Here is a 10,896-nt window from a genome sequence, read left to right on the forward strand (position 1 = left end):
CGTGGAGGGGGAGGTGCTGGAGCCGGACCCTGCCCCCAGGGGGGCGCCCTCGAGCCGGAGAGCAGTGGCGGGCTTCCGCTACCAGGCCCGGGCGGTGGTCCTGGCCACGGGGGGCATCGGGGGGAACCTAGACTGGGTGCGCGAGGTCTGGCCAGAACGGCTGGGAACCCCTCCAGAGCGTCTGCTGAAGGGGGTGCCTGACCATGTGGACGGATCGGGGCTCAGGGTCGCGGAGGCCGCGGGCGGGCGGCTGGTCAACCTGGACCGGATGTGGCACTACCCCGAGGGGGTGAATAACCCCACCCCCATCTGGACCCGGCATGGCATCCGCATCCTCCCCGGCCCCAGCCCCCTCTGGGTGGACGCCACGGGCCGCAGGCTCCCCCCACCGCTGTTTCCGGGTTTCGATGCCCTTTCTACCCTCTCTTACTTGCGCCGTACGGGATTTGATTGGAGTTGGTTTATCCTCGATCTGAAGACTCTGTCCAAGGAATTCGCCCTTTCCGGCTCGGAACAGAATCCGGACCTGACCGGAAAAAGCTGGATAAAGGTGCTCCGAAACCGTCTTTTTGGCCCTAGCCCTTCGGTGCAGGCCTTTCTGCGGGCAGGCCAGGATTTCATCCTGGCCGAGAACCTTTCCGAGCTTATGCGGCGGATGAACGCCTTGGTAGGAGAAGAGGTCTTGGATCCGGTCCGGCTGGAACAGGAGGTCAGGGCCCGGGATCTCGAGCTGCAAAACCCCTTTGGCAAGGATGCCCAGCTGGCCGCCGTGTTTATGGCGCGCCGCTACCTGGGCGACCGCTTCTTGCGGGTGGCCAAGCCCCATGCCTTCCTCTCAGTGTTCCCTTCGGGAAGCAACTCTGGCCGGGGAGGGCCGCTGGTGGCGGTCAGGCTTTGGACCCTAACCCGGAAGACCCTAGGGGGGCTATGGACCGACCTGAAAGGGCGGGTTCTCAAGGCCTCGGGGGAACCCATCCCCGGGCTTTACGCTGCGGGTGAGGCAGCGGGGTTTGGCGGGGGCGGGATGCATGGGTACAAGGCCTTGGAGGGCACCTTCCTCGGAGGATGCCTCTTTAGCGGCCTGGTGGCGGCTCGGTCAGCCGCCTTGTGGCTACGTTCTGGGGTGATGGATGGGGGATAGGCGGGGTTTAAATATTTGCGAAAGTTACCTTTCGCAAATATTACTAGAGGATGTGAGGTCTTCCACAGTTGCTTCCCGGTCAGCCCCGCAGGGGCTATGTTCCAGGGAACACTGAGTTGCTTTAGGGAGTGCTTCAGATCTCCAGGGCTCCTTCCAGAAACCAAAGCCCTCCTTTGGCCTCGAGCTGGGCAAACTCTTCAGGAGGGAGACCCTTGGCCTCCTCCCGCCCCTGGCGGAGGGCATAGAGCAGCCGGGCGCGCTCCCAGGGGCCATTGGGTAAGGTAGTTCCGGGCCTCCTGGATCAGAGTCTCCCGCCCCTTGTCCCTCCGGGCCAGGGCTCGGTTCAGACTGTTCCCCTCAAGGTACGCTAACGCGTGACCAGGGCTCGAGCCCCGGTAGAACTCAAACGGGCTTCCCTCGGGATGGGCGTCCGGATAACGGTCGGGTACGTGGTGAATGTCCAGCTCCTGAGCGGCCTCCCGGTGTTCCCCTGACGGGGAAGCAACTACCAGCTCCTGGGCGGTCACGCGCCAGCGTACCTTGTGGCTAACCGCGTGGCCAACGGGTTGAGGGGATTACAGCCCCCTCAGACTCCCCCTGTACTCTAAAGGAACTGGCCTGGCTCGCCCTTGGAAAAACCAAGCGTTTCCACCCTTAGGGCCTCTCGGTTGGAAAAAAGGTACAAACGAACCGCATCCGTGGGCTCTATAACCTTCGCCAACTCCACCTTAAGGCGGGCAAGCTGGGCTGGGGAAAGCTCCCCTTCCAGCACGGAGTTCTGCACCCATGTCAGGTAACGCCGCCCCACTTGGAGAACCCGGACCACCCGCTCCACCCCTACGTCGTATACCATCACCACATACACCGCCTACACCTGAACCACGCCAACCCCCATCCCCCCCAGCACCAGAACCTCCCCCTGGTAGCTTATGGGGATGGGTTCCCCTCGGGCCTCGAGGGCCAGCTCCTCCACCTTAAGGGCCGACCGGTCCAGGCCCAAGGCCACTGGGAAGCGGTCCCGGTAGAGGCGGGCCCCAGGGGGGACCTCCTTAAGGGTTAGCGCCTCCACCCTCCACCACCCGATCCCCTCCCCCTCCCAGCCCATTTGGACCTCTCCTTCCAAGGGCTTCACCTCCTCCACCCAGGCCAGGGCGTACGCAGGGCCCAGGGCCAGGGGGTACTGGGGGGCCTCGAGGGCCCTTTTGAGCTCCTCCACAAGGCCTTCCTCCCCCGCCACATAGGCCTCGAAGGCCACAGGCCTCCCTTCTTCGCCCACTAGGAATTGGAGGGGGATCTGGGTTCGCCCCTCCTGGTGAAGGCCTCTAAGCTCTTCCAGCTTACCCTCCTTCAGGAAGAGTTGGTTCACCGTCTGGAAAAGGTGGCGCAAGGCCCCTTTTGGCCGGACGGAGAGGTAGAGGCCGGAAAGCCTTTGGGCATACTCCGGCCCCAGGCCCAAGGCGGCACCCAGAAGCCCCTTGAGGCTCACAGGGGGCGGCACGGGGTAGGTGAGACCGGAAGAGTTGGTGTAAAAGCGGCGGAAATGAGCCCTCTTACCCTTGAGGAGGAAACGGAGGACCCTCAAAAACGAACCTCCTCCACGGGGAGGCCGCCCAGGGAAAGGCCCTCCACCTCGAGGTCCGGATGAATCCAGAGGCGCACCCGGGCAATCCCCTCCCGGAAGCGGGCCAGCTTCTGGCTGAGGCGGCCCGCCTCCAAGCGGTACTCCCCTACGTTGCGAATGGCCTCCACAGGCCTATTCTCCTTGGGCTTTAGGGAAAGGCCATCCCTGGGGTCCCCCAGGGGGCGGAACTCCTCCTTCCAGTCCACCCGGAGGTAGAGCCGAGGGGTCTGGCCCACCTTGCTCCGGGTGGTGGCCCCTTCCAATAGGCCCTCCAGAAGACCCCTTTCCAGGACCTCGAGGTCCTCCGGGCTAAGCCCCAAGGCCTCGCCCCGCCTGCGGGAGACCCGTCCCCAGAAGGCGATCAGGGCGTAGTGGACCCGGTGGTCCTTGCCGAAGGTGCCGTGTTCCCCTTTGCCTTCCTCCCTCCTCCCCGCAAAGAGGCTGGAGATGGTGGCGGTATAGACCTCCACGGGGTGGAGGGAGTGGCCCCAGTCAAACTGGACCGGACCCACGAACTGGCCCGTTCCCCCCTTGCCCTCCCCTTCCGCTTTGATGGGGAGAACGGCTCCGAAAAGGCGCACGTCCCGTAGGCGAAGCAGGTACCAACGCAAAAACTCCGGGTCCAGCTCCTTTTTCTTTTCTCCCGGGCTTCGGCCCGTCTCCTTCTGGTAAACCGCCTTGAGTTCCTCTAACCTGCCATCCGCGTCCGTGCGGCCCCCATCCTCTTTGGTCCGCACCCAAACATCCTCCCCCCTGGCAAGGAGATAGTCCCGCACATAGCGCTTAAGCCGCACATCGCTCACTAGAAGCCGCCTTCCCACATAGTCCATCCGGGGGCGGTTCTCCGCGTCGGGGTCGCCGTTTGGGTTGGTGTCCTTGGCCTCGTAAAGGTACAGGATATCCGCGTTATGAAGCATGGGGTTCCTCCAGTTGTTCCCCTTCCGGGGAAGCAGCCAGTTGTTCCCCTTCCGGGGAAGCAGCCAGTTGTTCCCCTTCCGGGGAAGCAGCCACCTCTTCTTGTGGAGAAGCTGCCCTCCTCCCGCTCCTAAGCCGCCGGGACCGGGCCTGGGCGTAGCCCATGAGGATGTAGTAAGGCACCTCCCGCTCGGAAACCCCCTCCCCCCGGGACCTTTCCAGAAGGTCCTGGGCCCGGCCCAAAAGGTCCAGCACCCGCGTGCGCTCCTCCTCGAGGTAATGGGTGGCCCGGCCCATGACCTCGGGGACCAGATGGCGCACCCGCACCAAGCTCATCCCCTGCCAGCCGATGGACTCCAGAAGGGGCTCCTTGCGGTATTCATAGAGTTTTGCCTGGGCATGGCCCACCGCTTCCATGGCCTGGCCAAGCAGGTAGAGGCCCGCCTCGAGGGGGCCAAAGCCGTACTCGGCGAAAACCCTTCTTTCCTCTTCCTCTAAAAAAGCGCTTGGGATCTCCCCGCCGTCCTCCCTTCGAAAAGCCGCCATATCCCCTCCAGTTGTTCCCCTTCCGGGGAAGCAGCCAGTTGTTCCCCTTCCGGGGAAGCAGCCATTCGCTCGCCAAAGGTCAAGCCGCCTAAGCACCCGGACCCACCTTGCCCCCAAGGCCACGAGGTCTAGCGCCCCCTGGCCGCCCCGGTAGCGGCGAGAGGCGTAAAGGGTGGGGTCTTCTCTAAAGGCCCGCTCCGCCGCCTTGAGCCATAGGGGAAGCAGGTCCTTCGGGCTAAAGGGGAGGCCCAGGAAGATCTGGGCCACCGCCTGGAGGACAGGCCCCACCTCCAGCCCCCCTCGGGCCTGGGAAAGGGGAAGAAGGTAGAGCCATTCCCAAAAGCCCTCCACCCCCTCCATCTCCATGGCCTCGAGGAGGATCTCCACCCGAGAGGGGGGGACCTCCCAGACCGCCTCCTGCACCTTGGTGGCCGCGTTGGAGCGCCGGAAGAAGAGGAGGGAGAAGCCCAGGTAAGCCACTTCTTCCCGCCTGGATCCCGATCTTTCCAGGAATTCACGCCAAGCCTCGAGGCGCTCCAAGCCCCTCACCTCGGCCAGAGTCTGCTCCACCAACCTCGAGAGCTCCTTTGGGGTAAAGCCCGGCTGGGGAATGACCAAAACCTCGCTCTCCAAAAAGCGAAGGGTAAGGCGGTCCAAGGCAAACCGCTCCCCCGCCCCTAAGGCCGCAAAGCAGTCCCGGCAAAGGGCATAGGCCCGCCTGAACCCCTCCTCCCGGATCCCCGGGGCGAAGCTCTTTTTGTCCGTAATGAAAAACTTGAGGCGGAAAGCGGTGGAATCGCTGATCACCTTCCCCTTCCCGCCGCACCCATGGCATAGACCCTCCCAAGCGCCCTGGAAGCGGTCCTCGAGGAGCCTGCGGAGGAGGTAGCGCCGGTAGACCTCTTCCTGCACCAAGGGCTTCCCCCGGAGGGCCAGGCTGTAGAGGACCTGCTGCCCCTTCTTCTTCTCAATATCCCAAACTTCCTCCAGAAAATCCGCCAAAGCCTCGGCGAGCTTCCCGGCGTCCTTGTGCTCTTCCTCGCATTTTTTCTCGTCGATTTCCAACCGCCCTGAATCCAGGCGGATAGCCCCCTGGGAAGCTGGCCTGGCCCGCTCGAGGCGGAAGCCCCTAAGGTCCAGGAGGTAGCGGACCTTTCCCCGCTTTCGGACCTCCCAAAGAAGGGGGGCAAGCAGGGTGCGCAGATCCTCATCCTTGGCCATCTCCGTGGGCACCTGGCCCAGGAGGTAGGAAAGCCGGCTGGTGGTGGCCCGGTCCCGGGGCGCGCCGGAGGCGGGCGGGTCCCCCACCCAGAGGAACGCTCGGCTTTTCGCCTCGTCGAGGTCGTAGGCGACGAGCCGGGCCCGCTTTTCCTCCGGATGGAGGTCCAGAAGGTAGAGCCTTCCCTTGGCCTTCGTCTGGACAAACCCCTCCAGGTCCGCCCCCACCTGCTTCCCTAGGGCGATAAGCTCCTGGATCACCCGCCCACCTCCCGCACGAAGCCGAAGCCCTGGCTATTTTTGGCCCCCAGGCCCGAAAGGAGGGCGAGCCTAAGAAGGTGGGAAGGCCCTTCCAACCGGTACCGGCCCATCCACCCCTCCACCCAGGTTCCCTTGTAGCGCTCAAGCCGCCTCTGGCGGGGGTGGAAGCCCAGGGGCCTTAAGGAAAGACCCCCGGCCGCAAGGCCCAAGGCGGTGGCCTTCCGGTTCAGGTTGGCCTCGAGGAGGAGAGGAAACTCCCGGTTTAAGGGGTTGTAGTAGACCGTTCTTCCCCCTTGCGTGCGGTAGGCGGTGATGGGGGCGAGGGCCTCCACCACCAAAGCCCCCGCCTCCTTGGGCAGGGGTTCCAGGTCCAGCCCGAGAAGCCGGAGGAAAACCCCGTGGACCTCGAGGCCCCCCCGGTCCCAAACCCCCCGGGCCAGGCCGCCCAGAACCTCCGCGAGGGCCGAGGCGAAGTAGAGGACCACCTCCCCCTGGGCTAAGAAGGCCTTCTCCTCCCGCAGGTAGGCCAGGCCCTGGAGGCGGCTGAAAACGAAAAACTTCATCGGCCTCCTCCCCGCCACCAGCCCCTCGTCGTGGAGCCTCTTTCCCAGGTGCTGGGGCAAGGCCAGGTAAAGGGCGGCCTGGAGGCCTTCCCGGTAGTTGACGGGAAGCCGGCCCTCCCCGTAGAAGCGGAGCCTGACCCTCCCGCCTGATAAAGGGTCCATCTTGCCATAAGCATACCCCCTCGAGTATCCTCGAGCAAGCCGTGAATCTTCTTGCGCGCAAGGACCCGGACGAACCCCTTTTGGACCACCTCCAGGGGACAGGAGCACTTGCGGAGGCCTTTCTAGAGCCCTTGGGCCTGGGGCCCCTAGGCCGGCTGGCCGGGCTCTGCCACGACCTGGGCAAGGCCACCCCTTACTTCCAGGAGATGCTCTGGGGAAAGCGGAAAAAGGGAGACCCCCTTACCTGGCACGCCCTTCCCGGGGCCCTCTTCGCCGCCTGGGCCGCCCGGAAAGAGGGGTACCCATCGGCCGCCCTCTCCCTCTTCCTGGCCGTTTTGGCCCACCATGGCCGCCTGGAGACCCCTTGGAACGCTCTTCCCTCCTCCCTCATCTGGGGCAGGCTCCCCAAGGAAGGGGCCTGGAGGGTCCTCAAGGACCACCTCGAGGCCCTGAAAACCCCTACCTTCCGGGAACTGGTCCGGGCCCTGGGCCTTCCAGACCCTATGGCCTTCCTGGATGGGGAGGCCCTGGAGGTGGCCCGGGCTTTGGCCAAGGAGGCGGAGGATCTCTCCCTTTCGGAAGGGGATTTAACCCTTCACTTCCGGACCGCCCTCCTCTACTCCGCCCTTTTGGATGCGGACCGGCGGCTTGCGGGCCAGGCCGCTGGATCGCCTCGGCCTTCCCGACCGATTCCCGCCTGGAGCGTGGAAAAACGCCTTGAGATGAAGCGCCTTCCGCCAACCCCTCTTGTCCGACACCGGGAAGCCCTCCTGAACGGGGTAAAGGAGGCGCTGAACCGCCCCCTGGAGGAGCTTTTTCCCGCCCGCCTCACCCTCACGGCTCCCACCGGGGCGGGCAAGACCCTGGCCGCCCTCCGCTTTGCCCTGGGCCTGAGGGAGCGGGTGGGAAGGGAGCTGGGCTTCCTGCCCAAGGTGGTCTACGCCCTCCCCTACCTCTCCATCGCCGACCAGGTGGAAAAGGAGGCAGAGGCGGTTCTTCAAACGGCAGGGCTTGCGCCAAGGGACTTCCTCCTCGTCCACCACCACCTGGCCTTGGCCCGCCTCGGGGAGGGGCAGAGCGTGGAGGAGGCCCTCCTCCTCCAGGAGACCTGGGACCGGGAGGTGGTGGTCACCACCTTCCACCAGGTCTTTCCCGCCCTGGTGGGCCCGGGTAGTGCCCTCCGCCCTCTCCACGCCCTGGCCGAGGGGGCCATCCTCATTCTGGACGAGGTCCAAACCCTTCCCGCGGAACTATGGCCTGCCCTTAGGGCGCTCCTTAGGGAACTCCCGGGCCGGGTCACGGTGGTGAGCATGACCGCCACCCAGCCCCGGCTGGTGGAGGGAAAGGAGATCGCCCCCCCTCTTCCCGACTACCCCCGTCGGGTCCAATTGCTCCTCGGGGGGGAGACGAGCCTAGAAGAACTCGCCCAAAGGCTCCTCAAGGGGCCCAAGCGGAGCCGGCTCGTCGTCTTGAACACGGTGCGGGAGGCGGTGGAGCTTTACACCCTTCTAAGGGATTCGGGGCTTCCTCACCTCTACCTCCTCACCAGCCACCTCATCCCCAAGCATCGGCAAAAGCGGCTTGGGGAGATCCAGAAGGCCCTCGAGGATAGGATCCCCGTCACCCTGGTCTCCACCCAGGTGGTGGAGGCCGGGGTGGATCTGGACTTCCAGGAGGGGTATCGGGCCCTCGCCCCCATGGAAAGCCTCCTCCAAACCGCGGGGCGGGTGAACCGGAACGCCGAGGATTCGGAAGGGCGGCTCTTTGTCCTGGACCTCGAGGGAAGATCGGCCAAAAGGGTTTATGGGGAGGTGCTCCTGGACCGGACCTGGCAGGTCCTTGCTGAGCCCTTGCAGAAGGGGATCTGGGACCTGGAGGCCTTGGAGCTCCTCGAGGGGTATTACCGCCTGGTCGAGGAAGGGATCAGCCAGCACAAAGGGAGGAAGCTCCTGGAGAATCTCCAGAACCTGGACTACTGCCGGGCGGAGCTAAGGCTCATCGAAGAAGCCCCTTCCCTTCCCATCTTCGTGGAATGGGACGAGGAGGCCAGCCGGCTTTTAGGGGAGCTGGAAGACGCCTTCAAGAAGGACCCCCTCGAGCGCAGGCTTGCCCTCCGCGCCCTCTTCCCCAGGCTTCAGGCCTATACGGTAAGCCCCCTCCTCCACCGCGCCCTAAAGAACCTGCCTCCGCCCCTTCTGGGCCGGGAGGAGTGGCGGTACGTCCCCAGGGAAGGAGTTGCCGACTATTACGAGGAGGAGGTGGGGTTTAAGTGGGAGATGGAGACCTTCCTTTAAGCACTCCCCCCGGCGCCCACGCGGAGCCCTCTGAGAGGGGGCTCTTTGGGGAGCATCTTACGGCCACCCTTTTCGGCTACTATGGGGTCTGCCCAAGGGAGGCCTGGCTCATGGGCCACTCGATAGAACCCTATCCGGACCACGAGCTTTTGGCCCTGGGCAGACTCCTCCAGGAAACCGCCTATCCGGAGGCTCGAAAGGAGGTCAGTCTTCCCGGGATGCGCCTGGACATCCTATCGATGGCGCGCGGGGAAGGCCGGGAGGTCCTGGTGGTGGCCGAGGTAAAGCGCCGCTCCAGGCGGAAGGAGGCCCAGCTCCTCCAGCTCGGCTACTACCTTGTGCGGCTTCAGGAGATGGGGCTGGAGGCCCAGGGAGAACTCCGTTATCCCGAGGAGCGAAGGGTGGAACGGGTAAGACTCACCCCCGAACTCGAGGCCAAGGTCCGGAAGACGGAGGAAGCCCTAAGGGCCCTCCTGCAAGCCCCCGTGCCGCCCCCCGCCAAGCGGATTTCCGCCTGCTCGGGGTGTGCCTATTTTGAGTTCTGCTTCGTGGATGCTTCCCCACAAGGGGAACAGGTAAAGGAGATCCTGGATGCCTAAGCCGGTGTACGTCTTCTCCTCGGGAAGGCTGAGCCGACTTGCCAACACCATCGTCTTCGAAACGGATGCTTCCCCGCAAGGGGAACAGGTAAAGGAGCGCAAGCGGCACCTTCCGGTGGAACAGGTCTCAGAGCTCTATCTTTTCGGAGAGGTGGACCTCAACAAGCGTTTTTTGGAGTTCATGGCCCAGAAAGGGGTTCTCCTCCACTTCTTTAACCGCTTCGGTTATTACGTGGGCTCTTTCTACCCACGGGAACACCTCCTGAGCGGCTACCTGACCTTGCGCCAGGCGGAGCATTACTTGGACTCGAGGCGCCGTCTGGTTCTCGCCCAAAAATTCGTGGCCGGTGGGCTCGAAAACATCCGCCGCCTCCTCCTAAAAGAAGTAGCCAAGGGCCGTGAGGTGGAGGGGGTCTTGGACCTCCTGGAAGAGCTTCTTCCCCGCGTGGGAGAGGCTCAAAGCGTGGGCGAGCTCATGGCCTTGGAAGGACGGGCACGAGAGGCTTATTACGGGGCATGGACGGCGCTTCTAGGGGAAGAGTGGGCCCTCGAGCGCAGCCGGAGGCCTCCTAGGGACCCCATCAACAGCCTTTTGAGTTTTGCGAACAGTCTCCTGTACACCTCTATCCTGGCGCAAATCTACCAAACGCACCTGGACCCCCGCATCGGCTACCTGCACGAGACCAACTATCGCCGGCACGCCCTTAACTTGGACGTGGCGGAGGTGTTCAAGCCACCCCTTGTAGATCGCCTCATCTTCAGGTTGATCAGGCTTGGCCAGATCAAAGCTGGCCACTTCCTTCGGGAAGGGCAAGGGGTTTTCCTATCCGAAAGTGGGCGGAGGCTTGTAACCGAGGAGTGGGAAAAGTTGATGCAGACCACCTATCGTCACCCTTCCCTACGCCGTTCGGTCTCTTACAGGACAACCCTGCGGCTCGAGCTCTACAAGCTGGAGAAGCACCTTATTGGAGAACAGCCCTACACCCCTTACCGTCTCCGCTGAAGCGGCTTGGGTCGCTCCCCATTCGGCCCCGGAATTTGGCCTATTTACAGCCTATCTTCCATCTGAATCTATAAGTTTTGACTCAGTCCATTTTGCGCCAACCTCCAATCCCCCCCAAAACCCGGGGGGGTTGACGCACTCCCCCCCCACCCCTGATATAATCTCTCCCAAAGCAGCCTCAGACGGTTTGGGCTGCAGGGGCTCTTGAAAATCAAGATTATAGTTTGATGAGAAGCTTATGTCTAGAACAGCGTTTTGGCTGTTCTGACCGTACCTATAAGGGTTTGAAACGGTATCAGTTCGCAAAATACTACCACACGTACGGGAGTTCTGACCGTACCTATAAGGGTTTGAAACTATCCCGACACTGAAACTGACGAAGCAAGGACCCTCGTTCTGACCGTACCTATAAGGGTTTGAAACGGGGGTAAACGCGTGGGTGTACGGCGACGATGTCCCGGTGTTCTGACCGTACCTATAAGGGTTTGAAACCCACGGAACAGGTGGCGCGCCGCTTTGGTATGTGCCCGTGTTCTGACCGTACCTATAAGGGTTTGAAACACGCGCCTCCTG

At 63.5% G+C, this 10,896-nt stretch carries 9 protein-coding genes and 1 CRISPR repeat array; of the genes, 4 read left to right on the plus strand and 5 right to left on the minus strand.

Annotated elements, in window-relative coordinates; translation table 11 throughout:
* On the plus strand, positions 1 to 1,141 hold a 1,141-nt coding region (locus tag C4301_RS07785), incomplete at its 5' end, for an FAD-binding dehydrogenase (RefSeq protein WP_352414532.1).
* Positions 1,142 to 1,745: 604 nt separating this feature from the next.
* Here C4301_RS07785 and cas2 read toward each other — a convergent pair.
* The 5 genes from cas2 to cas6 are packed head-to-tail and all read right to left on the minus strand — an operon-like array spanning position 1,746 to position 6,427.
* Entirely contained in the window at positions 1,746 to 1,994 is a 249-nt protein-coding gene (cas2, locus tag C4301_RS07790; protein ID WP_352414533.1) for a CRISPR-associated endonuclease Cas2, read from the minus strand.
* A gap of 15 nt (positions 1,995 to 2,009) precedes the next feature.
* Entirely contained in the window at positions 2,010 to 2,723 is a 714-nt protein-coding gene (gene cas5 / locus C4301_RS07795) for a CRISPR-associated protein Cas5 (protein ID WP_352414534.1), read from the minus strand.
* Complete coding sequence (gene cas7b / locus C4301_RS07800) at positions 2,720 to 3,679, minus strand: type I-B CRISPR-associated protein Cas7/Csh2 (RefSeq protein ID WP_352414535.1); 960 nt, start codon at positions 3,677 to 3,679, stop codon at positions 2,720 to 2,722. The genes cas5 and cas7b overlap by 4 nt, the downstream gene beginning before the upstream one ends.
* Positions 3,669 to 5,702, minus strand: coding sequence for a TM1802 family CRISPR-associated protein (locus C4301_RS07805; RefSeq protein WP_352414536.1), 2,034 nt, complete (start codon positions 5,700 to 5,702; stop codon positions 3,669 to 3,671). Before C4301_RS07805 ends, cas7b begins: the two co-directional genes overlap by 11 nt.
* Entirely contained in the window at positions 5,699 to 6,427 is a 729-nt protein-coding gene (gene cas6, locus C4301_RS07810) for a CRISPR-associated endoribonuclease Cas6 (protein WP_352414537.1), read from the minus strand. Before cas6 ends, C4301_RS07805 begins: the two co-directional genes overlap by 4 nt.
* 41 nt (positions 6,428 to 6,468) lie before the next feature.
* Between cas6 and C4301_RS07815 the strand changes: the two genes are divergently transcribed.
* Genes C4301_RS07815 through cas1b form a run of 3 tightly spaced genes read left to right on the plus strand, consistent with a single transcriptional unit; the run spans position 6,469 to position 10,323 of the window.
* On the plus strand, positions 6,469 to 8,721 hold the full coding sequence (locus C4301_RS07815; RefSeq protein WP_352414538.1) for a CRISPR-associated endonuclease Cas3'': 2,253 nt from the start codon (positions 6,469 to 6,471) through the stop codon (positions 8,719 to 8,721).
* Positions 8,697 to 9,320, plus strand: a complete 624-nt coding sequence (cas4, locus tag C4301_RS07820) for a CRISPR-associated protein Cas4 (RefSeq protein ID WP_352414539.1) — start codon at positions 8,697 to 8,699, stop codon at positions 9,318 to 9,320. The genes C4301_RS07815 and cas4 overlap by 25 nt, the downstream gene beginning before the upstream one ends.
* The gene (gene cas1b, locus C4301_RS07825; RefSeq protein WP_352414540.1) at positions 9,313 to 10,323 is read left to right on the plus strand and encodes a type I-B CRISPR-associated endonuclease Cas1b; all 1,011 of its coding nucleotides are present in this window, start codon (positions 9,313 to 9,315) and stop codon (positions 10,321 to 10,323) included. Before cas4 ends, cas1b begins: the two co-directional genes overlap by 8 nt.
* Positions 10,324 to 10,584: 261 nt before the next feature.
* A CRISPR array of direct repeats spans positions 10,585 to 10,884; the repeat unit is 30 nt; unit sequence GTTCTGACCGTACCTATAAGGGTTTGAAAC.
* Positions 10,885 to 10,896 lie beyond the last annotated feature (12 nt).

The organism is Thermus sp., assembly GCF_040290245.1.
In the GTDB taxonomy this organism is placed as follows: Bacteria; Deinococcota; Deinococci; order Deinococcales; family Thermaceae; genus Thermus_A.

What these genes read in the sequence shown, in the direction of transcription:
- cas2 (WP_352414533.1), bottom strand. Translation starts at nt 1,994, where the DNA reads ATGGTATACGACGTAGGGGTGGAGCGGGTGGTCCGGGTTCTCCAAGTG.
- cas7b (WP_352414535.1), bottom strand. Translation starts at nt 3,679, where the DNA reads ATGCTTCATAACGCGGATATCCTGTACCTTTACGAGGCCAAGGACACC.
- cas6 (WP_352414537.1), bottom strand. Translation starts at nt 6,427, where the DNA reads ATGGACCCTTTATCAGGCGGGAGGGTCAGGCTCCGCTTCTACGGGGAG.
- cas1b (WP_352414540.1), top strand. Translation starts at nt 9,313, where the DNA reads ATGCCTAAGCCGGTGTACGTCTTCTCCTCGGGAAGGCTGAGCCGACTT.